Genomic DNA, 24637 nt, shown 5'->3' on the forward strand with positions numbered 1-24637 from the left:
AAGCGGCGCCGGTTCAGGTTCGCCGCGGTGGATACAGCGGCGCCAGGCCAGTGTCAGCGGCCCCCGCAACCGCCGACCAGTGCGGTCCGTCACGGAAGGCCGCGCGCAGGCGCGTACGCAGCGCCGCCAGATCGCCCTGCCCGCCCCAGCGCGCCTGCTGCAGGTCCTGCAACACCTGGCGCTGCTCCGGATCGTCCAGACGCGCGATGACCTGCTCGATACGTTCGACACCGGCCATCGCGCACAGCTGTGCTTCCACCTGGTCGAAGCCCTCGCCATCGAGCACGCGGCGCAGTTCGGCCAAACCGGCACGGCCGCTCGCCACAGTCGGCACAGCGGACGTGCCTGCGACAGGCGCCGCTGCACGCGGGCGACGGCCACGCTGCCAGCCCCACAGCAGGGTCAGCAGCCACAGCAGCGCCAGCCCGATCGCCGCGCCCATCCAGGGCCATGGGCGCTCGGCCATGCCGCTGGCGCGCGGGTCGGTGGCCGCGATGCGGCTGTCCTGGCCATCGGTGCCGGGCAGCGCGGCGTCGGTGTCGATCGGCGGCAACGGAGCCGGCGAGGTATTGCCGCCGCCATTGCCCGCCGCAACCGTCAGCGTCAGGTCCGGCAGCGTTGCTTCCTGTGCCTTGCCGCTGCGCACATCCCACCAGGGCAGGCGCGGGCCGGGCACCACCAGCGAACCCGGCTGGCGCGGCACGATCGAATAGCGGCGGGTGATCTTCAGGCGTGGCGTGCTGCCGTTGAAGGTCTCTTCGTACTGTGCTGGTTCGGCGAACACCTGCGCATTGGCGCCGACATCCGGCACCGGCAGATCGGTGAACTGTGCACGCGTCGCCCCCTCGGCAACCGCTTCAACCACCACATTGGCCGCTTCACCGGTGCGGGCGCTGGTCGGCGCACTGGTATAGCGCAACTGCAGGCTCAGCAGCGGCAGCCACGGCTGCGGCGCCTGCGCCGGTTGTGCCTGAACCTGCAACGTGCGGTCGGCGCCGGTGGCATTCATGCGGCCGTCGCCCCCGCCAAAGAAGTCGTCGAAGAAGCCACCGGCACTGCGCCCGCTGAAGCGCGCACCGGCCAACCGCAATGCGCCGCTGCGCTCGGGGATCAGCAGGAAGCGGCGCTCGACCACGTTGTAGCGGCGCCCGTTGACCTGGCGCACATCGGTGCGGTCATCGCCCACGCGCTGCAATGACGCGCCCGCCGGGGTATCCAGTACCAGTTCACCCGACGCCAGCTGCGAAGCAAAATACAACCGCACCACCACGCCCACGCTCTGCTGCACGTACGGCGTTTCGTCATCGACAACCGTCTCGATGAAAGCCATCGCAGTGCTGTCCGGGCCCGCCACGGCGGCCGCGTCCACCTGCAGGGTCAGCGGCGCGGTACGCACACTGCCCACCTGCAGGCCCGGAACCACCAGCGCACCGCTGCGTCGCGGCGTCAGCGCCACGCCGTACAGGTTGCGCTGCTGCATGCTGCCGTTGCTCCACTCCACCTGTCGGCTGCTGGTCTGCGCGCTCAGGTCGAAGTCGGTACGCAGAGGCGTGAAGTCAGGCGCGCCCTGATCGCTCTCGACATTGAGGGTGACCGTATCGCCCATTGCAATGCGATCGCGGTCCAGCCAGGCGCGCGGCTGCGCCCAGGCCAGCAGCGGCAGCCACAGCAGCAGCGCTGCCAGTACCTGCCGGGGCCAGCGCCCATGCATGTTGATCGCCCGCGTCATCGCCCTTCCCTCTTCCTGCGTTCGTTTTCCAGCTGGAACTTGGCCCGCAGCAGCGCCCCCGGATCATCGGGTACGCGTCGCATCCACGCCTCCACGGCCTGTTGCTCCTCGCGTTGGCGCGAGGTGGTGCCTTCGCTGCCTGGCACGGGCTTGCCATCCTGTTCGCCCTTGCCTTCACGTGCCTTCTGCATTGCCTGCTGCATGCGCTGGCGCTGCTGCTCGTCGGCCTGCGCCTGCGCCTTGGCATCTTCCACCTGCGGTGGTGCCTGCTGGCCATCGCGGCCGCGCTCGCCGGGCTGAGGCTTCGACTGTGCGTTGTTGTCACCCGCCTTGGGCGGGTCCTGCTGGCCCGACTGCGGCTGGCCCTGGCCGGGATTCTGCTGGCCCTGCTGCGGCTGCTGGCCCGACGGGTTCTGCTTGCCCTGCGAATCGTTCTGCTGCTTCTGCCGGCCGCTCTGCTGGGGCTTCTGCTGATCCCGGCCCTGGCCACCCGACTGCGTGCGCTTGCGCGCGGCATCGACCACGGCACGGTTGGCCACCGCATCGGCCATGCCGGGATGCAGCGCCAGCGCGCGGTCGTAAGCGGCGATGGCCTCATCGTAGTTGCCCTGGCGCGCCAGTGCGTTGGCCAGGTTGTACCAGCCGGCATCGCTGTCGATGCCTTCGAACTGCTTGCGTGCACCGGCGAAGTCGCCGTTACGGTAGGCCTGCACACCTTCGGCCAGGCGCTGGTGCTGCAGCTGGTCAGCACGCTTCCACAGGGTGCCCTGCACGGGCGGCGGTGCGGGCGCTGCTGACGCCTGCGCCTGCACATCCCCCATCCAGGGCAGCAGGCCAACGGCCAGCACCGCGGCCAGCACCGCGCGCCGGCGGAAGGCCAGCAGCGCCAGCAGCATCAACGGCGGCAGCAGCCAAAAGCCTTCATCGCGCCACTGCTTGCCTTCACCCGGCCGCTGTGCCGCTGTGCCCTCGCGCGCATCCAGAACCCCAAGCGCGCGCAGATCACTGTCATCGGCGGCGATACGTGCATAGCGCCCGCCACCTGCGGTGGCCACGGCGCGCAGGCTGCCCTCATCCAGCGCCGCCTGGCGGATCTGCCCATTGCCATCGCGATAGGCCGCACCGGCCGGCGTACCCAGCCCCAGCACCGAAACCTGCAGGCCAAGGCTGCGTGCCTGGGCCGCCGCCAGCGCGGCCTCACTGTCGGCCTGGTCGGTGACCAGCAGGACCTGTCCCTGCAGCGCCGCGACCTGCCGCATCAGCTGCGCCGCCCAGTCGATACCGCGATCGGCACGCTGTCCATCGCGCGGCATCACCTCGGGGGACAAGGCATCCAGATACAGCGCGACATTGCTGCCGTCATCGGTCAACGGCGCCACCGTATAGGCGTCATCGGCATACACCACCAGGCCGACCTGGCCGCCCTTGCGCGCGCGCAGCAGCTCGCCCAGCTTGGCCCGCGCCTGCAGCAGCCGCGACGGCGGCAGGTCGGTGGCGGTGATCCGGCTGGACAGATCCAGCACGACCAGCAGCGGTGCGCTGGCCTGAAACATCGGCTGCGCCTGCTGCCGCCAGCTCGGCCCGGCCATCGCCAGCGACGCCAGCGTCCAGCCCAGCAGCAGCGCCCACGGCAGGCGCGTACGGCGACGCGTGCCTGCCGCCAGCAGGTGCGGCAGCAGGTGGGGATCCACCGCCTGCCGCCATGCATCGCTGCGCCGCTGCCGGTACAGCGCCAGCGCGAGGATCACTGGCAGGGCCAGCAGGGCCCACAGCCATTCCGGGCGCAGGAAATGCAGCGCATTCCAGTCGGGAAGATTCGACGCCAACGCGATCATCGGCGACGCTCCGGCCACAGCCACGCCAGCGCACCCAGCAGCAACGCCAGGCCCAGCGGCCAGGCATAGCGTTCCTCACGCGGGCGCAGGCTGGGTCCCTTCGCAGCGATCGGCTCCAGCCGGTCCAGTTCGGCATAGATGCCGGCCAGCTGTGCCGTATCGCGTGCGCGGAAGAACTGGCCACCGGTCATGCCCGCGATCTTCTTCAATGTGGCCTCGTCGACCGGATCCTGGTCGGCGGAAATGGAGATGCCGAACACGCGCATGCTGCCGTCGCCGCCAAACGCGACGGTGTGGATGCGCACGCCCTCGGCGCGGGCAACTTCGGCCGCGCGCAGGGGCTCCAGTACGCCGGCATTGCTGACACCGTCGGTCAGCAGGATCAGCACGCGCTGGCCTTCGGGCTGGCTGCGCAGGCGCTTCACCGCCAGGCCGATGGCATCACCGATGGCGGTTTCGCGACCGGCCAGGCCGACCACGCTGTCGCGCAGCTGGTCGCGCACACTGGCCAGGTCGGCGGTAAGGGGCGTCAACGTGTAAGCACGGTCGCCGAAGATCAGCAGGCCGATGCGATCACCGGCGCGGCGGTCGAGGAAGTCGGCCAGCACCGCCTTGGCTGCGGTGAGGCGATCCACGGCCTGTCCGCCCAGCACCATGTCGCCCTCACCCATGCTGCCGGACACGTCCATTGCCAGCATCATCTGCCGGCCCTGCTGCGGTGGGGTGATAGCCTCACCGAGTTGCTGTGGACGGGCAAGCGCAACGCACAGCGCGCACCAGCCCAACCACAACAGCAGGGTACGCAGCCAAGACACGTCGACGCGGCCACCACCGGTCAGTGCTTCCAGTTCGCTGGCGGCATACGGCACGCGCAGCGCCGCGCCGGGGTCAGCGCGACGCTTCCACGCGTACATCAGCAGCGGCAACGGCAACGCCAGCAGCGCCAGCGGCCATGCCAGCTGCAGGTCCGGCCACGGCCAGTAGCTCGCCAGCAGATTCATCGCCGACGCTCCAGCAGCAATGCCAGATAGCGCGCGCGGGACCAGCTGCGCACCGCGGCCACTTCGCTGGCATCGACGCGTGGCCGATAGGCGCCCTCGGCCAGCAGGCTGCGCCGTGCGTCAGACAGCGTGCCCTGCGGGTCCACGCGTTGCCACCATGCGTCGTCGCGCAACGATTCACTGCCCGGACGTGCCTGGCGCGCGGCACGACGCAGCAGGCCGGCGATCGCCGCCAGTTCCGCCGCCGCGTCGGTGCAGCCCGCCAACTCCCTGTCGAACTGCTGCAACCAGCGCTGCCGACGGCGGCGACGCTGCCACCACAGGAATGCGAAAACCAACAGCAGCAGTAGCAACGCGGCACCGATCATCAGATAGCCCGGTGCCGGTGGCCACCACGACGGGGCCGGCGGCAGCTGCACGTCGCGCAGCGGCAGGTTGGCACTCATGCCGGCACCTCGGTCGGCGACGGGGCCAGCCAGGCATCGCTGGGCGCATCGGTGGACAGCACCTGCACGTCGACGCGGCGTGCGCCGAGCTGGCGCCGCAGTTCCTGCAGCGGTTCAACGAAATGTGCCTGCCAATGCGCCTGCACGTCGCTGCGGCGCAGGTCGAGTCCAACGCGCTGCTGCGCGGTCTGGAACTGCAGCGCGGCCGACGGCGGCTGCAGTTCCAATGGATCGACCAGCAGAACCAGGCTGAGGTCATGGTGCTGGGCCAGCGCGCTCCAGCGTACCGGCGCAATCCGTGCCGCCTGCTGCGGATCGGCCAGCACCAGCATGCGCGCACCGGGGCGCAGCACGCGACTGGCGTGGTCCAGCGCACGCTCAAGACCAAGATCATCGGTGGGAGGCTGCGCGTACCATCGGGTGAGTGCATCGAGTACGCGCAGCACACCGCGCGGACCACCTGCGGGTGCGATCGGTGGCTCGCGGTCGCTGCCACGCAGGGCGCCCACGCGGTCGCCTCGACGCTGCGCCGACCAGGCGGCAACGGCGCCCGCACGTGCAGCCTGTACCGACTTGAAGCGCACCCGGGTGCCGAAATACAGCGCCGGCGAGGTGTCGGCCACGATCAGACTGACCCGCTCGCGCTCGGCCTGGAACAGCTTGGTGTGGGCACGGCCGGTACGCGCGGTCACCCGCCAGTCGATATGCCGCGCATCATCACCGGCCACGTACTCGCGTGATTCGGCGTACTCCATGCCACGCCCGCGCAGCGGCGACGGTGCCTGCCCGGCATTGCCGGCACGGCCGCGGCGTGGCGGCGGCGGGCGCTGTGCCAGCCGACGCAGCGCGACCAGTTCGGCCAACTGCGGGCGCAGCCCGTCGCCCTCGCTGGCCATGGATGCAGGTGCCGGGGATGGATCGGTCATGCGCAGGCTCAGGGTGCCGGCACGCGGGCCAGCAGCTCCTGCACCAGGCGCTCGCCATCCCAGCCTTCGGCTGTGGCTTCGTAACTGGGCAGCACGCGATGGCGCAGCACATCAGCGGCGACCGCGCGCACGTCATCGGGCGTGACGAAATCGCGGCCCGCCAACCAGGCGCGCGCACGTGCGCAGCGTTCCAGCGCGATGGAACCTCGCGGGCTTGCGCCCCACGCGATGCGGCGACCGAGGCCGGCGTCGTAGCGCGACGGATCGCGCGAGGCCAGCACCAGTTCGATCAGGTAGCGTTCCAGCGCGGGCGCCATGTGCAGGTCCAGCACTTCGCGACGGGCCGCGAACACATCCTGCATCGGCAGCTTCTCCGGCGCCGGCGCGGCTTCGCCCAATGCGCCACGGGCACGCTCACGGGCCAGCCGCAGGATTTCCGATTCGGCCGCCTGGTCCGGGTAGCCGATGCGCACATGCATCAGGAAGCGATCCAGCTGTGCTTCCGGCAGCGGGAAGGTGCCTTCCTGCTCGATCGGGTTCTGCGTGGCCATCACCAGGAACAACGACGGCAGCGCGTAGGTGTGGCGTCCCACGGTGACCTGGCGTTCGCCCATCGCTTCCAGCAGCGCCGACTGCACCTTGGCCGGCGCACGGTTGATTTCATCGGCCAGCAGGATCGGGTGGAAGATCGGGCCGGGCACGAACTCGAAACGGCCTTCCTGCGGGCGCCAGATCTCGGTGCCGGTGAGGTCGGCCGGCAGCAGGTCCGGGGTGAACTGCACGCGCGCGAAGTCGGTTTCCAGCCGTGCTGCCAGCGCGCGGATCGCCGTGGTCTTGGCCAGCCCCGGCGCCCCCTCCACCAGCAGGTGGCCGTCGGCCAGCAGCGCGATCAGCAGGCGCTCGACCAGCGCAGACTGGCCGACGATTTCGGCTGACAGCGCATCGCGCAGCTGGCTGAAGGCGGCGTGCAGGCGGGAGCTGGCCGGCGCGGGGGGCGGCGGGACGGTTTCGGGCATCGGCGGAGGCAGGTTCATGGGGGCCTTTGACCGGCGCAGGACGGCACGGGTTCCCGACATCATCGCAGGGTGCCCTGCGATTGACATCAAGAACGGCTGAACAGCCCTTCGCGCACCGCATGACCGGCCTCAACGAAGAAGGGCCGCACAAGGCGGCCCTTCTTCCTGCAACAGGTGGTACCGGCTCAGTTCTGCTTGGCCACGCGCAGCACCTTCGGCGTGACGAACACCAGCAGTTCGGCCTTGTCCTTGCTGCGGCCACGCTTCTTGAACAGGTTGCCCAGGAACGGCACGTCGCCCAGGAACGGAACCTTGCTCACGCTGCTGCGGTCGGTGAACTCGTACACGCCACCGATCACGACGGTCTGGCCATCGTCCACCAGCACCGCGGTATTGACTTCACGGCGGTTGATTTCCGGTACGGTGCCATAGCCCTGCAGCTGGATCAGGCGCTCCACTTCATCCTTCTTCAGCTGCATGTTGAGGAACACGCGGTTGTCGTTGGTGATGGTCGGGGTCACCTTCAGCTCCAGCACCACTTCCTTGAACTGGACGTTGGGCGTGGCAACGCCGCCGGTACCGCCACCACTGATGGTGACGTAGCCGATTTCCTTGCCCTGCTTGATCAGTGCCTCGCGCTGGTTGGTGGTCACCACGCGCGGGTTGGAGATCACTTCGCCACGCGCCTCTTCCTGCATCGCCGACAGCTCCACGTCCAGCAGGTAGCCGGCGTTGAGGATCGACAGCGCCAACGAGCCCGGGGTGGCGGTCGAAGCGGCAGGCAGGTTGAAGTTCAGGCCACGGGTGATGGCCGGAAGCAGCGGCACCGGTGCCGGTCCAACGCTGCCACCCGCTTCCCAATCGCGATAGGCCTTGGCATTGGCGGCCGCGGTATCCGCCTGCGACAGGCGGGTCTTGCGGTTGGATTCCAGGTCACCGCTGAAGTACACGTTGTCGCGGCTGCCGCTGATGCCGAACTTGGCACCCAGCTCGCGGGCAAACGTATCGGTGGCGATGACGATACGGCTTTCGATCAGCACCTGGTCGACCGGCCGGTCGATCACGCCGATCAGTTCACGCATGCGCGCGATCTTCTTCGGGATGTCGCTGATCATCAGCGTATTGGTGCGTTCGTCGGCCACGATGCGGCCACGCGAGGACAGGAAGCCACTGTCTTCCTGCGACGCCGAACCACCGCTGCTGCCGTTGCCGCCGCCACCGCCGATACCCTTGGCTTCGGTCAACGCCTTGAAGATCTGCGTGGCGCTGTGATAGTTGATCTGCACGTAATCGGTAACCAGGTCTTCGCGGTTCTCGATGGCGATGCGCGCGTCTTCCTTCTCCTGCTCGAACTTGGCCAGCTCGGCCTGCGGCGCAACCCAGATCACGCTGCCGTCGCGACGCTTGTCCAGGCCCTTGGCCCGCAGCACGATGTCCAGCGCCTGGTCCCACGGCACGTTGACCAGACGCAGGGTCACATTGCCCTGCACCGAATCGGACGCCACCACGTTGAGGTTGGATTCTTCGGCGATCAACTGCAGCACGGTGCGCACCGGCACGTCCTGGAAGTTGAAGGTCACCGGCTTGCCGGTGAAACCGCGCTGGCCCACGGCCTTGGCGGCCTGCGCAACGCTGCCCGCAGTGACCGCACCGACTGCCGCCGGCGCCTGACGCGGGCTGATCTCGACCACGTATTCGTTGCCGCTCTGGTAGGCCAGCGAATCCACCGCACCGCCGGTGCTCAGGACCAGCTGGGTACCCGCGCCGGAGGGCTTGGCGTCGATGCGCTGCACCGGCGTTGCGAAGTCGGTGACGTTCATCGGCCTCTGCAGGTTGGCCGGCAGCCGGGCGTTGCCGACATCGACCACCACGCTGTTGCCCTGCGTGCGCAGGTCCGGCACCGCACCCTGCCCGTCGAACTGGACGATCAGGCGGCCGGCGCCGTCATCGCCGCGCTTGAAATCAATCTTCGCCACCGACAGGCCTGTCGGTGCGACGGCCGCAGCCACGGTGGCGCCGGCCGGCTTTTCCGCCGGCGTGGCAGCCAGCGCCGGAGCGCAGGCCAGCATCAGCGCGACTCCCAACGCGCTGACACGGTTCAAGGTAGAGCGCCGGATGGGACGCAGCCCCTTGGCTTGGTGAAAGGTCATCGTGCTATCCCCAGTAAACGATCATTGATCTTCAAGCGAGAGCGTTGCCGGCCGTTCCAGCCAGCCGCCCGCACCATCCGGCACCAGTTCGATCAGCTCCACGCGGTCTTCGAAGACCGCCGTGATCCGCCCGTCGCTCTGTCCCAGGTAACCGCCCGGGCGCACCCGGTAGGTCACCTTGTCCGGCCCCATCACCAGCGCGACGACGCCTGCACCCGTGCCGATGGTGCCGACCATGTCCAGTGCGTCCAGCGGGAAGCCTTCCAGCGGCTCCTTGCGCCGGTTCGGATCCGGACGCAATCCGCCATTCCCCTGCTGCGGATTGGTCCAGGCATCGGTGAACGGGTCACGCATGCCCTGCGCCGAATACTCGAAGGTCTCGAACTGCTGCATCACCGGCAGCGGCTCCAGCGGCTGCGCCGGCCGAGCCCGCTCGCCTTCCACCCACTTTTCCAGGTTGGGGGCGTCGCCGGGCGTGCTGGTCACGCCGCGGCCGCAGGCGGCCAGCAACAGGACCGCCAACGCCATTGCACCGCGTGCGATGTACGTGCGCATCACTTCTTGCCCCCCTTGCCCTTCTTCTTCGCCTCGGCATCGGCAGCAGCCTGCTGCGCCTGCACTTCGGTCTCGTCCAGATAGCGATAGGTCTTGACCGTGCCGGACAACTCCAGCGCACCGCTGCGGACATTGCCCTTGGACTTGTCCTTGGGCTTGAGGTTGATGTCGTGCATGGTCAGGATCACCACCCGCGGCAGCGACGCCACGCCGCTGACGAACGCGCCGAACTGGTGGTAGCTGCCCACCATCCGCAGCTTGATCGGCTTCTCGGCGTAGAACTCCTTGACCTGCTCCTGTTCGGGCTCGAACAGCTCGTTGGCCAGGCCGCTGGACAACGCGGTCTGCGAGATGTCGATGATCAGGTCGGGCATTTCCGTCTTGCTCGGCAGCTGCCGCAGCATCTGCTGCAGCACCTGCTCCATCTGCGCCAGCTGCTGCTTCAGCGGGGCCAGGTTCACCGCGCGTTCCTGCTGCTTGGTGAACTCGGAACGCAGCTCGACTTCCTTCGATTCCAGGCCAGCAAGCTCCTCGCGCTTGCCGCTGATCAGCAGCATCCACGCCAGGAACATGATCACCAGCGCCAGCACCGAGCAGAAGACGATCTTGGCCTTCTGCGGCCAGTTGCCGATGTCGTTGAAATCGAGGTTCTTCAGATCGATCTTCTGGCTCATGCGCGGTCCCCCTGCAGCGGCGCGATGAAGGCCTGCGGCGGCTGCGCCAGGCGGCTTCCCTCAGGCTTCGGCGCCGGCTTGGCAGCCGGCGCTGCCGGCTGGTTCGGCTTGGCCGGTGCAGCGGCCGGTGCAGTGGCAGGTGCCGCCGGAGCCGGTGCCTGCGCATTCGCGGCCGGAGCCGCAGCCGGGGCGGCAGGCGTGGCAGGCGCGGCGGCGTCCGGACCCGTAGCAAGCGGGGCCACCGCAGCCGGCGGGGCCGACACAACCGTGCCATCCGCGTTCAGGCCCGGCGTCGCCGCAACCTCTTCGCTCTGTGCCGGCAGCTTCACCTTGACCACGAACACGTACGGCAGTGCCTTGATGTCGGTAACCGGACCGGTCTTGCCGTCCTTGTCCTTCTCCGGCTCGCGCGCCTCGATGATCGACAGCTCCGGATTGGTCATCCAGCCGGAGGTGTCCAGGTTGCGCATGTAGGCCGAAACACGGGCGTTGGACTGGGTACGGCCTTCCAGGGTCAGCACGTCGCCTTCCTGCTTCAGTGCGGTCAGCACCACACCATCGGGAATCGTACGCACCAGCGCATCGAACAGATGGACCATCTGCGAGCGCTTGGCCTGCAGTTCCTCGATCACCTTCTTGCGTGCCAGCAGGCGTTCCTTCTGCGCATCGAGGCGGTCGATCTCCTTGTTCTGTTCCTTGACCTTCTCGATCTCGGCCGACAGATAGGCATTGCGATCCATCTGGCCGCTCACCTGGCGGTCGTAGTAGAACCAGATCAGCAGCGACAGCAGCAGGCCACCGATCGCAGCCATGCCCAGCATTGCGTAGAACTCACGCTGGCGTTGCTTGCGCCGCTCGGCGCGCCAGGGCAATAGATTGATGCGTGCCATCAGTCGAAGCTCCTCAGCGCCAGACCGGTGGCGATCATCAGCGCGGGGGCATCCTGGGCCAGCGCATGCGCGTTCACCTTCGGGCCCAGGGTCATCTGTGCCAGCGGGTTGGCGACCACGGTCGGCACGCCCAGCTGTTCTTCGACCATCTCCGGCAGGCCACCCAGCACGGCACAGCCGCCGGCCAGCACGATGTGATCGACGCGGTTGAACTCACTGCCTGCATAGAAGAACTGCAGCAGGCGGCTGATCTGCTGCACCGTCGCTTCCTTGAACGGCTCCAGCACTTCCATCTCGTAGCTTTCCGGCAACCCGCCCTGGCGCTTGGCCAGGCCGGCTTCCTCGTAGCTCAGGCCGTAGCGGCGCATGATCTCGTCGGTCAGCTGCTTGCCACCGAACACCTGTTCGCGGCTGTACAGGCTGCGGCCGCCGCGCAGGACATTGAGGGTGGTCATGGTCGCGCCGATGTCGACCAGCGCGACGACACCGTCGATGGACACCGGCAGCTCGCTGGCGACCAGGGCGTAGGCGTTCTCGACCGCGAAGGCCTCCACGTCCATCACCTTGGCCTGCAGGCCACCGAGCTCCAGCGCCGACTGGCGCAGCTCCACGTTCTCCGAACGCGACGCGGCCAGCAGCACCTGCACCATCTCGGGGTTGTTCGGGATCGCCCCGATCACCTCGAAGTCCAGGTTCACTTCCTCGATCGGATACGGAATGTAGTTGACCGCTTCCAGCTCGATCTGGGCTTCCATGTCGTTTTCGTCGAGCTCGGCCGGCATCGGGATCACCTTGGTGATCACCGCCGACCCGGCGACGGCGGCAGCGGCCAGCTTGGCCTTGCTGCCTGAACGGTTCATCGCCCGGCGGATGGCCTCACCGACCGCTTCCACCTCCACGATGTTCTTCTCCACCACCGCATTCGGCGGAAGTGGTTCCACAGCATAGTGTTCCACACGGAAACGATTGCCGCTGCGGGACAGCTGCAAAAGCTTTACCGCAGTCGAACTGATGTCGACGCCTACAAGCGGCGACTGACTTTTTGGGATGAGCCCCACGGTTTCTCCCCTGCCGACGGGCACTTGGACACAAGACCTGCGTCCGAGCATTAATAACGTATTCTTAGCAAATGGCAACGACCCTGCTGTGAAGTCCCTCACGGATTCACATTGCAGCCCCTGGCAGTTCCCCTTGCGCTCCCCAGTGCCGACCCCAGCCGCCACCTTGCGTAATCTATACTCTGCGACCACGAAATTCGCAATCGGAATCTGAACCCGATGACTCGACTCCGCCGCTGGCTGCGCTGGATCTTCCTGATTGTCCTGGTCCTGGCGCTGATCGGCGCGGCCGCCGTGGGCGGTCTGTACTACGCCGTATCCTCCAAGCTTCCCGACGTGCAGACCCTGCGCGACGTGGAGATGCAGGAGCCCATGTACGTCTATGCCGCCGACGGCAAGCTGATGGCGGTGTTCGGCGAGACCCGCCGTACCCCGGTCACCATGAAGGACGTGCCCGAGCGCCTGAAGCAGGCGTTCCTGGCCACCGAGGATGCCCGCTTCTACGAGCATGGCGGCGTGGACTACATGGGCATCGGCCGCGCGGTGTGGCTGCTGGCCACCACCAACGACAAGCGCGTGCCGGGTGGTTCGACCATCACCCAGCAGGTCGCCCGCCAGTTCTTCCTCAGCTCCGAGTACAGCTATACCCGCAAGCTGGCCGAGATCCTGCTGGCACGGAAGATCGAGTCCGAGCTGAGCAAGGACGAGATCTTCGAGCTGTACCTGAACAAGAGTTTCTTCGGCAACCGCGCCTACGGCGTGGCCGCCGCCGCCGAGTTCTATTACGGCAAGAAGCTGGGCGAACTGAACCTGGACGAGATGGCCTCGCTGGCCGGCATCCCCAAGTTCCCCTCTTCCGGCAACCCGATCTCCAACCCGGAACGTGCCCGCCAGCGCCGCGACAACTACGTGCTGCAGCGCATGGCCGACCTGAAGTTCGTCACCCAGGCCGAGGCCGACGCCGCCAAGGCGGTGCCGATGCATGCCAGCGCGCATGAGCCGCCGGTGCAGGTCGATGCCCCCTACGTGGCCGAACTGGTGCGCCAGGAAATGATCGCCCGCTTCGGCGGCGATGTGGTCAACAAGGGTTACCGCGTCACCACCACCATCGACTCGACCCTGCAGACCGCCGCCAACCTGGCCGTCCGCGATGGCCTGCTGCTGTACGACCACCGCCACGGCTGGCACGGCGTGGAGAAGCAGGTCCAGGTGGGGGCCGGCGAAGATGCCGCCGCCCTCGCCGAGCACCTGCGCGGCATGTTCGGCCAGTCCGGCCTGCTGCCGGCCATCGTTGCCAGCACGGGCGCCGACGGCAGCGCCACCGTGGTGCTGGCCAACCGCAGCGAGATCGTGCTGCCGGCCAGCGCCGCCAAGTGGACCAACAAGACCCCGGGCAAGCTGGTGCAGCGCGGCGACATCGTGCGCGTGCGCGCCGGCGCCAAGGACGGTGAGTGGCTGCTGGACCAGCTGCCGCGCGGCCAGTCCGCTCTGGTCTCGCTGGATGCCCACAACGGCGCGTTGAAGGCGCTGGTCGGTGGCTTCAGCTTCTCCGGCAACAAGTTCAACCGTGCCACCCAGGCCCGTCGCCAGCCGGGCTCGAGCTTCAAGCCGTTCGTCTACGCGGCCGCCTTCGACAAGGGCTACAACCCGGCCTCGATCGTGCTCGACGCCCCGGTCGTGTTCCGCGACCGCCGCGGCAAGACCTGGGCCCCGCAGAACGACGGCGGCGGCTTCCGCGGCCCGATGCGCCTGCGCGAAGCACTGGTGCAGTCGCGCAACTTGGTCTCGGTGCGCCTGCTTGACGGCATGGGCGTGGACTACGCGCGCAAGTACATCAGCGAATTTGGTTTCGCCGAATCGGAACTGCCGCCGAACCTGTCGATGTCGCTGGGCACCGCCTCGCTCACCCCGCTGTCGGTGGCCCGTGGCTACGCCGTGTTCGCCAATGGCGGCTCGCGCGTGGACACCTGGCTGATCGACCAGGTCAATGACCGCGACGGCACCCTGGTGTTCAAGGAAAACCCGGCGCTGGCCTGCCGCGAGTGCGCCGGCAGCAGCGACCAGCCGGTCAACCAGGTCGTGGACGGCTTCAACTTCGGTGCTCCGGCGCCGAAGGTGGACCCCGCTGCGGCAGCCAAGGCCGAAGCCAAGACCGAAACCGCTGCCGTACCGGCCAACCCGGACGCCCGCACCGCCCCGCGCGCGATCGACGCCCGCACCGCCTACCAGCTGGTGTCGATGATGCGCGACGTGGTCCAGCGCGGTACCGGCGTCCAGGCCAAGGTGCTCGGCCGCGAGGACGTGGGCGGCAAGACCGGCTCCACCAACGACCACCGCGACGCCTGGTTCTCCGGTTTCGGCGGCCCGTACGTGACCACCGTGTGGGTCGGCCGCGACGACTTCCGCTCGCTGGGTTACCGCGAATACGGTGGCAAGGCCGCCCTGCCGATCTGGATCGACTACATGCGCACCGCGCTGAAGGACACCCCGATCGCGCAGAACGACCCGCCCAGCGGCATGGTGCAGGCCACCCTCAACGGCGCGACCGAGTGGGTGAAGGTGGAAGACATGGACCGCCTGACCGACTACGACCTGAACCTCAATACGCCGCAGGCCGACGCCGCCGCGTTTGATATCTTCTGAGGAAGGGTCACTGGGGTGCCGACCAAGGTCGGCACCCGCAACGATGGCCAACCAAGGTTGGCCGCTACCAATGTCCGCCCCCACGCAGATGTCACATCCGTGCGCTAGTCTGTAGCCAGGTCGCAACAGGAGTCATCGCATGCATCGCGCGCGCCAGCATGCTGCCAGCCAGACCCGCGAGCGGCGTCACCGCCTCGCCCACGAAGCCGCCCGCCTGATGGCCGAAGGCGGCATCCGCGACTACCACCAGGCCAAGTTGAAGGCCGCCAGCCGCCTCGGCATCCACGACGATGCCTCCCTGCCCCGCAACACCGAGATCGAGGACGCCCTGCGCGAGTACCAGCGGCTGTTCTCCGGGCCGCAGCATGGCAACGAACTGCAGCGCCGCCGCGAAGCCGCGATGCGCGCCCTGGAGTTCCTGCACGGCTTCGCGCCGCGACTGGCCGGCCCGGTGCTGGAGGGCACTGCCGACGCCAACAGCCCCGTGCAGCTGCACCTGCACAGCGACGACCCGGAGGCCGTGCATCGCTTCCTGGACGAGCATGGCATCCCGGCCGAATCGCGCACGCGTCGCCTGCGCATGGACCGCGAGCGCAGCCTCGACGTGCCGGTCTGGGTGTTCAGTGCCGAAGAGCTGACCTTCGACCTGGCAGTGCTGCCCTATGACGCCCTGCGCCAGGCACCGCTGTCGCCGGTGGACGAGAAGCCGATGCGGCGTGCCTCCGTGGCACAGCTGCGGCAGGTGCTGGCCGAGGCCGAGATCACCGCCTACATCGGCGGATAATGGGAAGAACCTCTGGCGGGCTGTAGTGGGTGCGGACCGTCGGTCCGCACTCTACTTCGAGTATCCGGGTACCTGACCGAAAGGCAGCCGGGCACGGCTCGGCGCTACAGGGGGTACAGGTGCGGCTCTTCCGCATCCCCGGTCAGCAAGCGCGCCAGCCACGGTGCGCCCGCGCGTTGCGGGTATTCCAGCATCATCCGTGCGTGCATGGCCTGCAGATCCCCCAGCAACCAGGTGTGGTTGTAGGCATCGCCGAACGTATCGGACCAGGCGCTCTGCACGCGCGTGCGCTCACCGCCATCGAGGTTCGGCATCCTGTCCAACGGCTCGGCCAGCACCGACGCCAGCGCATCGTTGATCGCCGCATTCTCTGCCTGCGCCGTCCGCAGCAGCTCCAGGCGATGCGTCACGCGCCAGCACTCGTAGGGGAAGCAGCTTCCGGTAGCGGTGATGTAGTCAGCCATGTCGGCCAGCAGGTGGGCCTTCAGTTGCCACGCCTCCGCACTGTCCAGCAGCTGCCGCACCTGCAGCGTGCGCAGTGTGCCGGCGCGGACCTCTTCGGGCGTGCCGAACATCTCGCCAGGCACGCTGCCACCGTGCCGCACACTCACGATGCGGCGGATGGCCTCATGGGTGATGTTTTCCACGCGCAGCGCTGCCGCTTCGGGATGCACGCGTGGGGGCAGCACGCTCGCTACCCGCCAGTAGTACCACAGCACCATCGCCATGCACGCCAGGCACAGCGCGCTGGACAGCATCCAGCCGTCCACATTGCGCGTGTAGTACCGATAGCGCGCACGCCACAGGTAGAAGCTGCGATAGTTGATGAACTGGCGTACCCATCCGTACATCGCCTTCTCCTCGGCAAGCGCCCCGGCGCGGCAGGGCCCGCTACGCGCACCACGCCGGGGCTCCATGGCTTACCAGCCGATGCCCACACCCACGCCCACGCTGCGCTCACCACTGTTGGTGAACGCACCATTGAGGCTGAAGGTGGCCGAACCCTTGTCGTTCAACACGCGCTGGTAACCCACCGCCATCGCCGATTCGCCCTCGGCATAGCCCACGCCCGCACCGAGGCGGTTGTAGGTGGCCAGGCCGGCGGTGTTCATCGCCATCGCGGTCTGCGCGCTGCTCATCGCCGCCATGCGGTTGAAGCGCTTGTCCATCTTGTTCAAGCGCGCATCCACTTCGCGGGCGATGCCATCGCTATAGTCGTTGGCGCGGGCCAGCATCTTCTCCAGCTCGGCGGTGTCGACCTGCGGCTTGGGTGATTCCGGCGCATCAGCCTTGGGCTGCGGCGCGGGCGAGGACTTCGGTGCGTTGCCGGTATCGGCGACGACCTTGTCGTCCTGCGTGGCGGGCGGCGTGGGTACCGCGGCCTCCTGCTCGGTGGATGCCAGCGCCATGGCACGCGACTGCGGCGCCGGGCCCTGGCCGTCTACGCGCTGTTCCAGCCCGTCGATGCGGCCGTTGAGCTGCTGCTGCACCGCATGCAGCTGGCCGCCGTTGACTGCCTCGCGGCTACCTGCGGCGATCAGGCCGTTGGCCACATTGGAAATGATCATGCCCTGCGCACCGGCGAGGGTGAGTTGGTTGAAGCCATCGGCACGGGCGGTGGCGGTGTCCTGGAAGATGGAACGGAGCTGGCCTTCCATGCCGTCGACGCGGGAGGTGGTGCGGAGAACGGCGCCATCGAGGATGGCCAGTGCGCCGCCCACGGTACGCTGGTCGGTGTTCTGGACTCTGTAGGTGGGGGCTGTCACGTTGCCGTTGGCGTCCAGCTTGGCGCCACCACCGAGGGTGGCGAGGCTGTCGTTCAACTGGCCCACGGTGGTGGCGTTGTGATCGGCGGTGCCGCGGGCGATGTTGGTGAGGCGACGCTGCAGCGCACCATCGCCAAAGGATGCAGTGTTGCTTTCCAACGCCGTTGATCCGTAACCAATAGCAACTGCATTCTGAGCGCCCTTCTTTACAGAGCTGTTTGCCCCCAAGGCCAAGCCACCCGCCTCCTCAACTACGGAGCGGGATCCCAGTGCAAAACCGCGGCTGGCACTCTCCTGAACCCATGCCGCTCGTCCCAGCGAAACTGAGTCCTCTGCCTCGGCTCGCGAATAGCTACCAAGCGCAACAGCTCCATCCTTTGCTGGCGCTGCATATGCAGAGTCACCGATCGCAACTCCGAGGCGGCCCGCCTGAGCCTTTTCATCATCAATGGGGCGGCCCACCGCAATATGCCTGGATGCAGCCTCAACGCGCGCCACCACATCGGCAATCGACTTCTCAGCGCCAGCCACGTTAGCGTTGGTTGTCGCCAACTGCCCGCCCGTCACAGCGTCCGCACTTCCAGCAACAAGCGAGCCCTCCGCAACACCAGTGATCTTCCGCTTGCCATCACTCTTGTTACGAACATCCAGCACGGAACCGGCGTTGTTCCCTCCCAGGCGAACACTGCCTGCCGGCCCATCCTCGCGCACCAACCCCTCCAGCACCGTAACCTTGGCTACCGCATTGTTCGCAGCAGCTACCGCGCCCTGCGCCAGAGTTCCGGCACCACGGGCAATCTCGTCGGTGGCGAATAGCTGTTGACCATTCACGGCGTCAGAGCTGGTCGAATCGACTTTTCCCTTGGCCACGCCCGTGATCAGGCGGTTGCTGTTGCCACTGTTGCGAACGTCAAGGATCGTGCCACTGTTTCCACCACCGATGCGGACATTGCCGTTGCTGGCCGTCTGGCTAAGCAGGGTCGAAAGCGTGTTTGCCTTCGAAAGAGCGCTGTCGGCATTGGACTTTGCTGCGTTGGCCGTGGTCTGCGCGGTATTGGCGGATGACTGCGCCGAGTTCGCCACGGTCCTGGCGTCGGATGCGGTGTTCTGAACCCGATTCAACTGCGTGCCATTGACCGCGTCTGTGCTGTTTGAACCAACCGCTCCCTCGGCAACGCCAGTGACCTTGCGCGAATAGCCACCGCTGTTGCGAACGTCAAGCAGCGAGCCACTATTGCCAGCACCGATCCGGACGTCACCGTTGCTGGCTGTCTGGCTTAGCAGAGTCGAGAGGGTGTTTGCCTTCGAAAGAGCGCTGTCAGCGTTGCTCTTTGCAGTGTTGGCCGTGGTCTGCGCAGCATTGGCGGATGTCTGCGCCGAGTTCGCGACAGTCCTGGCGTCGGAGGCGGCGTTCTGAACCCGATTCAGCTGAGCGCCATTGACCGCGTCTGTGCTGTTGGAACTAATCGTCCCCTCGGAGACGCCGTATATTCTGCGCGTATAGCCGCCACTGTTGCGAATGTCCAGCAGTGAGCCACTATTGCCGGCACCGATGCGGATGTCGCTGTAACTGGCTGTCTGGCTGAGCAGTGCTGAAAGCGTATTGGCTTTCGAAAGCGCGCTATCTGCATTGCTTCTTGCGGTATTGGCGGTGTTTTGTGCGGTGTTTGCGGTCGTCTGCGCTGACGCTGCCGTACTTTTAGCCGTGCTCGCCATATCGTATGTCGTGGCGACGTTGCGATTGGTGTTGGCGAGCTGGTTTAGATTGACCGCGTCCGTGCCGTTGCTGCCCTCACGCACATTTGTGATTCGACGCTCCCCGCCGCTGCTGCCTACCGAAACCGTGTTGGAACCATAGGTCACAGAGTTTGCGCCAATGGCGACAGAATCGGAGTAGGAAGCGCGGGCGCCGCTGCCAATTGAAACCGCGTTCCCCGCAGACGCCTGCGAATCGTGGCCAAGCGCCGTTGCACCTTTCCCGCTGGCATAGGCTTTCGTGCCCAGCGCGGTGCCATGTCCACCAAACGCCCTTGCGAAGTGGCCCACGGCAGTAGCGTATCCGCCGCTGGTCTCTGCGTAGTTGCCCAGGCCGGTAGACTCGGTGCCGTAGATCTGTGCGCGCGAGCCAAGTGCCAGAACATCAGCACCGCTGACACGAGCATCGGCGTAGTTTCCGCTCATTACAATCGCCCACTGATCGTACCTCCCGCGCGGTGCGATCGCCGATGCGACAGAATTCGGCGCCGCGAAGGACATCACGGGGATGAGCTCCTTCTGGATCAGCAATGTTCCGGAACTGGATTCTGTAGCCAGATCCAGGTCATCCGTTTCATTGGCCGCAAAGGCCCCACCGGCGGTCGTCAGCAGAAGCGCGGACATCAGTACTCGCGTCTGCGCGGGTTTGCCGCGCGGCGAGCTCAGTTCACTGGCCACCACCCAGCACTGCCGGACGGCATTCCAGATACGTCGATAGATACGGTTCATTGAAACTCCTCAACAACACAGGGAAAGAGCAGCCCACGCCGATGCGCAGGCCAAAGAATGGGGCTGGCCTCAGCCTGCTGAGCCGGCGACGGTCTGCACGTGCTCGCGGTAGCCGTCGCGGGTAAGGCGATAGCGCAGTTGCAGGGTGTTGCCGGCCTTGGGCTGGAAGGGCAGCTCCAGCGCGGCATCCGGGTACAGGCTGTGGGTAATGTCGTGGGCGGTGCATGCGCCCGCGCGGGTGCACTCGGCCACGCTTGTGATGCCCACGCGCAGGCTGCCGGTGTTGAGCAGGGTGTTGCCCTGCAGCTGCAGCACCACTTCGCCATCGGTGGGCAGCACGTTGACCAAGGCACCCCATACCAGGCTGACCCCTACGTTGGCCTGGGAGCGGCCTTCGCCTTCCTGCGTGGTTTCATCTGGCCCGCGCACGCCCTCGAAGTACACGCGGTAGGCCGTTTCCTTCTGCACGGGCTGCAGCGGAATGACGCGGATCAGGCGGTTGCCGCCGCCAGCCAGTGCGAACTTCCCTGGTGTTACCGCTATGGCGGCCTCATGCGGCTCAACTTCGCTTTCCTGCTCGTTGGCACTCGCAGGATTGTCGATGCGGCGCAGCGTGGCCTGCACGTACTGTGCCTGGGTGGACTGCGAGTACACGCGGATCTGCGTACTGCGCTTGCCCTCCACCGACGAGCGCATGGGGTGAACGGTCAGATTGGCATGGGCGGGTGCTGCATGCAGCAGCGCTACCGGCAGTAACAGGTAGACGAACTTGTTCATGAGTATCTCCGTGGGAATCAGGGCCGGGCGGTGGGGACGCGAAGTTCCACCTTCAGCTCACCGGTGTAGACGCCTTCACGCTTGGTGCTGGCTTTGAAGGCTGGCGTTTCAAGAGTGATCGGCGTCGGTACGCAATAGACGGGCTGGTCGAACTTGGGCAGCTTCACCAGCCGCAGCGCGGTTGTGTCGACACCCAGCAGTTGCTCTTCCACGTTATTGCGCATGCGGCGCTTGCTACCGGCATAGTTGAGCCAGACATTGAAGCTCACGCGTTCGCGGTCGTCGCCGGTGGCATCGCGGTGCCAGAGTGGGTAGTCGTCGCCGACGCTGGGCCGTGAGCCTGTGTCCCGCACCGTGATACCGAGATGTTCGCTCTGCGAACCCAGGCCGTCGTACAGGCACATGTCGACGTCCTTGCTGCCGCCAATCTCTCCCTTGATCGGGTCGTAGCGCAAATCCATGTTGACGTTGGCGTTGCCGTTCTCGAACGCGGGCAGGTAGATCGAGATCGCGTCGTAGTCGGTGATCGTGAAATCGAAGTTGAAAATGTAGGTGGCGAGGCGCTCGGAAGGTGGGCGGCGCAGGCGGAGCTCGAGGGTGCCTTTCCAGTGGCCTGCGGTGAGAGACTGAAGACTTTGCGCGGCCAGCATTAGTACCCCTCCGGTTCCAACTTGAGGGCCGCCAAAGCAGGGCCGCCCATTGGACGACTCAGCCACTTGCGGGTCTCCCCAGTAGTTACTCGAACAGCCGGCGCTTGGATCAACACGCTGAACGCCCACGGAAACAACAATGTTGGAGCGCAGGCCACTCCGCTGTTCGGTGAACATCGTAGGGACGTCACTGAGCGTCGAGGCTGTTTGATGCGTGTCCTCAACTGCACACCGCCCCCTCGCCGAGTCACTCGCGGACGCACACGTAAAAAACAGTGCGCCATACTTTTTCGAAAGATCAAGATGATCGTGGGCAATCAACGTTCGTCGAGGCCATATCTCGACATCCCCCGGCATCGTTGATCGATCCCAGCTCATCACGATGTCCTGGGTGGTTACACCGCTCGGCGGATCCATCTGCGGCGGCCTCTGCGCCCACGCTTTCGGCACCACCACACCCAACGCACTCATCACCATCCACACAAACAACACGCGCCGGCTCATGGCGTTTCTCCTGTAGCAGCGGTCTGCGGCACAACCGCAATCAAGGCCTGTTCCTGCAGCAGCCGCGTCACTCGCGCCTGCTGGCGGATCTCCGGCGGCAGCTGCGCCACGGCAAGCGGCTCGCACTGCACGGCGCCCACCAGCAGCACCACGCTGCGGCGCTCGCGTATCTGCAGCGGGCACTGCAGCAGGCGGTCGTCCTGCAGCAGATAGAGCGTCTTCTCAAAGCGCGGAAACTCGGCCACGAAGCCGCCATTGGCGCTGGTGCCCGGCACCGGCGCGTTGAGAATGCGGGCGCCGCCCAGCGGCATCCCTGCCACGTCGCGCGCACTGCCGATGAAGGTGTAGGTCACCTCGATGGGCACCGGCATGCGTACCAGTCGGCCCGGCGAGAGGAACAGCGGCCGCATGCCCGAAGCACCGGTTACCCGCACCGAAGCGATGCCCTCCAGCGCGCTTGCATCCTGCAGCTCGGCGCGGTGGGTCTGGTAGGCCTGCAGCGGCATCAGCCGGCGCTCGCCCAGCTTCAGCCGCTGGCGGCGTGCGCCGCCCACCTGCAGCTCGGCGGCCAGGCCGCTCAGGTCCAGGTCGTCGGTGTCATCCACCTGCACGGCCAAGCCGGCATCGGCGGTGGCGCCGCCGCCCCAATAGAGACCGCGGCGGCTCAGAGCAAAGCTGGAGGCGTGGTTGGCGCTGTACGAGTAAGTGTTTCGGCCCGGCTGGCGGTAGCCAGCCAGCGTGGCGCCGGTCTGGCCCCACGGGTTCTGCAGCTGCGTACCCAGCGTGGCGCTGTAGCGGTCATTGTTGGTGGCGCGCAGTTCGCCGGTCACTTCGCGGTAGTTGGCGTCCACGTCCTGGCGCAGGCTCTGCGCCACGCTGTAGGTCACGTCCGGGCGCTGGTGTTCGGGCTGGCGCGCATCCACGGCATAGCGGCGCTGCGAGCTGCCGCGCTCGCCCTGCTGCAGGCGGCTCAGGCTGACGCTGAGGAACACGCCACGGTCGCGGCTGCCCTGTGTGCCTAGCACGGCGTCGTTGCGCTGCTGCCACACGCCGGTGCGGGTGGAAACGGTGAACTCGCCCCAGCGATGGGTACGGCTGAAACTGGCCTGCCAGGTGCGGCTGCGCTGGGCCTCGCGCTGCGGGCGCAGCGGATCCGGCGGCAGCCACGGCAGCAGCCCGTCCAGCGGGTCATCGCCAAAGCCGGGCAACTCGCGCGCGGGCCGCCAGGTTTGGCGGCGGGTGTAGCCCACGTAGGCACTGCCGCCGGCCACTGGCAGCGACATCGAGGCGCTGAGCGAATCGCTGCAGCCCAGCCGGTCGCGCGCATCGTCCTGGAATCGGCAGGCATTGCCGCGCATGCGTTGCTGGTAGAGGTTCCACGCCGCCGTGCGGCGGTAGGACAGCTGATGCTGCTGGCCGCTGCTGCCATCACTGCCGCGCAGCACGCTGAAGGCACCGCGCACATCCTGGGTGGTGAACTGGCGCCGCACATCCAGCCGTACTTCGCCATAGGTGAAGCCGGCAATGTCGGCCATACCGGCGGTAACGGCCACATCGCGCACCAGCGGCACGCGCACGCCCGCATGCAGGGCCTGGTCGCTGTCGAAAGTGTTGCTGCGGCGCTCATCGCGCTGTCCCAGCTGCACGAACCACTGCATGCGGCTGTCGGTCCAGTCGCCGCCCTTGTCGAACGGCGCATCTTCGCTGCGCACCAGGATGCCGTCCTCGTACACGCGCAGGGTGACGTTGTAGCTGCCCATCGGGAAGTTGCGGGTGTCGAGCTGGTTCACCCCCGCCTGCAGGTAGAAGGTCTGCAGGAGGCGCTCGCCATCGAAGGCATCCACGCGCGCATCGCGCGCCAGCAGCACGGTCAGTGGTGACGCCTGCACGGCGCCGTCGGCATCCACGTAAGCGTAAGTGGTGCCGAAGCGCACGCCGCGGAAGCGGTCCAGTGGCAGCATTCCGAAGGCGAAGGTGCCGCCCTGCGTGCTGGACAGGTTGCGGCGGTCCATCAGGCCAGCCTGCACGTAGTGCTCCTGACCCAGGTCGTGCCGGTAATAAGCGCTGTCCAGCTGGAAATCATCACGGCTGCCGCCGTGGCGGTACTGCTGGCGGTTGTAGTTCCACTCGCCTGCCAGGTGGCCACGCGCGAACACACCCAGCGTGCCTGCACCCTGTGCGCTCAACGACTGGTAATCGCGGCCACCGCTGATGTTGAAGGTCTGCCGGTGCAGCCACGCGTTCTCGGCGTTGCTGCTGACACTGTGGAAGCGGTGCGGCTCGCGCACTTCACCGGGGATCCACTGGCGGGCAACGAACAGGCGCACCGAGCCTTCGCCCTCGTCGTAGAGCGCGCTTACGGCAGTGGGCTCCTCGGGAGGCGCCATGTAGCCACAGCCCGCTGCAGCGCCGCCGTAGCGGCAGGCCAGATGGCTGTTGCGTGGCATCGGCTGCGAGAGCGCAGGAAGGAGGGCCGCCTGTGCTTCGGCAGTTAGCCCGAGGGCTTCGGCTACACGTTTTGGCTCCAGCAACTGCACGTCATCCAGCGTTACCCGTACCGGCGACAGCCCGGCCGACTGGCCAAACAGGCTGACGTCCAGCTGTTCGGTCTGGCCTTCAACCAGATCTTCGAAACCGGCGGGGACGGTACGCGCATCGCACAGCGCGGGGGCCAGCGCCAAGGCGAGCGCCATCGCCAGCCGGGTAACGGCGGGGGCGGGAATGTTCATGCAGTGGGAATCGCATTGGG

18 protein-coding genes are annotated in these 24637 nt (G+C 67.0%); 2 read left to right on the forward strand and 16 right to left on the reverse strand.

Annotated features, from left to right (window positions below):
- Window positions 1–13 precede the first annotated feature (13 nt).
- The 11 genes from K5L94_RS17865 to K5L94_RS17915 all read right to left on the reverse strand — a co-directional run bounded on the left by K5L94_RS17865 (window position 14) and on the right by K5L94_RS17915 (window position 12280).
- On the reverse strand, window positions 14–1729 hold the full coding sequence (locus K5L94_RS17865) for a BatD family protein (RefSeq protein ID WP_274511030.1): 1716 nt from the start codon (window positions 1727–1729) through the stop codon (window positions 14–16).
- Complete coding sequence (locus tag K5L94_RS17870) at window positions 1726–3564, reverse strand: vWA domain-containing protein (protein ID WP_274511031.1); 1839 nt, start codon at window positions 3562–3564, stop codon at window positions 1726–1728. Before K5L94_RS17870 ends, K5L94_RS17865 begins: the two co-directional genes overlap by 4 nt.
- Window positions 3561–4565 (reverse strand): vWA domain-containing protein, encoded by a 1005-nt coding sequence (locus tag K5L94_RS17875; RefSeq protein WP_053450669.1) that lies wholly within the window; start codon window positions 4563–4565, stop codon window positions 3561–3563. The genes K5L94_RS17870 and K5L94_RS17875 overlap by 4 nt, the downstream gene beginning before the upstream one ends.
- Window positions 4562–5011 carry a DUF4381 family protein gene (locus K5L94_RS17880; RefSeq protein ID WP_053450670.1) on the reverse strand — a complete coding sequence of 150 codons (450 nt, stop codon included), beginning with the start codon at window positions 5009–5011 and terminating at the stop codon, window positions 4562–4564. Before K5L94_RS17880 ends, K5L94_RS17875 begins: the two co-directional genes overlap by 4 nt.
- Complete coding sequence (locus K5L94_RS17885) at window positions 5008–5937, reverse strand: DUF58 domain-containing protein (protein ID WP_053450671.1); 930 nt, start codon at window positions 5935–5937, stop codon at window positions 5008–5010. The genes K5L94_RS17880 and K5L94_RS17885 overlap by 4 nt, the downstream gene beginning before the upstream one ends.
- Before the next feature lie 8 nt (window positions 5938–5945).
- Complete coding sequence (locus tag K5L94_RS17890; protein WP_053450672.1) at window positions 5946–6971, reverse strand: AAA family ATPase; 1026 nt, start codon at window positions 6969–6971, stop codon at window positions 5946–5948.
- A 167-nt stretch (window positions 6972–7138) separates the two neighbouring features.
- A complete protein-coding gene (locus K5L94_RS17895; protein WP_053450673.1) occupies window positions 7139–9103 on the reverse strand; it encodes a type IV pilus secretin PilQ in 1965 nt (654 codons plus the stop codon).
- A 21-nt stretch (window positions 9104–9124) separates the two neighbouring features.
- Window positions 9125–9658 (reverse strand): pilus assembly protein PilP, encoded by a 534-nt coding sequence (locus K5L94_RS17900; protein WP_006465989.1) that lies wholly within the window; start codon window positions 9656–9658, stop codon window positions 9125–9127.
- The gene (locus K5L94_RS17905) at window positions 9658–10332 is read right to left on the reverse strand and encodes a type IV pilus inner membrane component PilO (protein WP_006465991.1); all 675 of its coding nucleotides are present in this window, start codon (window positions 10330–10332) and stop codon (window positions 9658–9660) included. The genes K5L94_RS17900 and K5L94_RS17905 overlap by 1 nt, the downstream gene beginning before the upstream one ends.
- Window positions 10329–11222 (reverse strand): PilN domain-containing protein, encoded by an 894-nt coding sequence (locus K5L94_RS17910; RefSeq protein WP_274511033.1) that lies wholly within the window; start codon window positions 11220–11222, stop codon window positions 10329–10331. Before K5L94_RS17910 ends, K5L94_RS17905 begins: the two co-directional genes overlap by 4 nt.
- The gene (locus tag K5L94_RS17915) at window positions 11222–12280 is read right to left on the reverse strand and encodes a pilus assembly protein PilM (RefSeq protein ID WP_005410860.1); all 1059 of its coding nucleotides are present in this window, start codon (window positions 12278–12280) and stop codon (window positions 11222–11224) included. Before K5L94_RS17915 ends, K5L94_RS17910 begins: the two co-directional genes overlap by 1 nt.
- Before the next feature lie 219 nt (window positions 12281–12499).
- On the opposite strand from K5L94_RS17915, the gene K5L94_RS17920 reads away from it, so the two are divergent.
- Together K5L94_RS17920 and K5L94_RS17925 are read left to right on the forward strand one after the other, a co-directional pair.
- A complete protein-coding gene (locus tag K5L94_RS17920) occupies window positions 12500–14923 on the forward strand; it encodes a penicillin-binding protein 1A (RefSeq protein ID WP_337999987.1) in 2424 nt (807 codons plus the stop codon).
- A gap of 139 nt (window positions 14924–15062) precedes the next feature.
- A complete protein-coding gene (locus tag K5L94_RS17925; protein ID WP_006466035.1) occupies window positions 15063–15707 on the forward strand; it encodes a hypothetical protein in 645 nt (214 codons plus the stop codon).
- A 104-nt stretch (window positions 15708–15811) separates the two neighbouring features.
- Here the strand turns inward: K5L94_RS17925 and K5L94_RS17930 are convergent, their stop codons facing one another.
- The 5 genes from K5L94_RS17930 to K5L94_RS17950 form a co-directional block, all read right to left on the reverse strand.
- On the reverse strand, window positions 15812–16558 hold the full coding sequence (locus K5L94_RS17930; RefSeq protein ID WP_274511035.1) for a hypothetical protein: 747 nt from the start codon (window positions 16556–16558) through the stop codon (window positions 15812–15814).
- Window positions 16559–16627: 69 nt separating this feature from the next.
- Window positions 16628–19957 (reverse strand): ESPR-type extended signal peptide-containing protein, encoded by a 3330-nt coding sequence (locus K5L94_RS17935; RefSeq protein WP_274511036.1) that lies wholly within the window; start codon window positions 19955–19957, stop codon window positions 16628–16630.
- A gap of 69 nt (window positions 19958–20026) precedes the next feature.
- A complete protein-coding gene (locus tag K5L94_RS17940; protein WP_274511038.1) occupies window positions 20027–20734 on the reverse strand; it encodes a pilus assembly protein in 708 nt (235 codons plus the stop codon).
- A gap of 17 nt (window positions 20735–20751) precedes the next feature.
- Entirely contained in the window at window positions 20752–21888 is a 1137-nt protein-coding gene (locus tag K5L94_RS17945; RefSeq protein WP_274511040.1) for a CfaE/CblD family pilus tip adhesin, read from the reverse strand.
- Window positions 21885–24617 carry a TcfC E-set like domain-containing protein gene (locus K5L94_RS17950; protein WP_274511041.1) on the reverse strand — a complete coding sequence of 911 codons (2733 nt, stop codon included), beginning with the start codon at window positions 24615–24617 and terminating at the stop codon, window positions 21885–21887. Before K5L94_RS17950 ends, K5L94_RS17945 begins: the two co-directional genes overlap by 4 nt.
- Window positions 24618–24637 lie beyond the last annotated feature (20 nt).

The sequence above is a fragment of the Stenotrophomonas forensis genome, assembly GCF_028752115.1.
Classification (GTDB): domain Bacteria; phylum Pseudomonadota; class Gammaproteobacteria; order Xanthomonadales; family Xanthomonadaceae; genus Stenotrophomonas; species Stenotrophomonas forensis.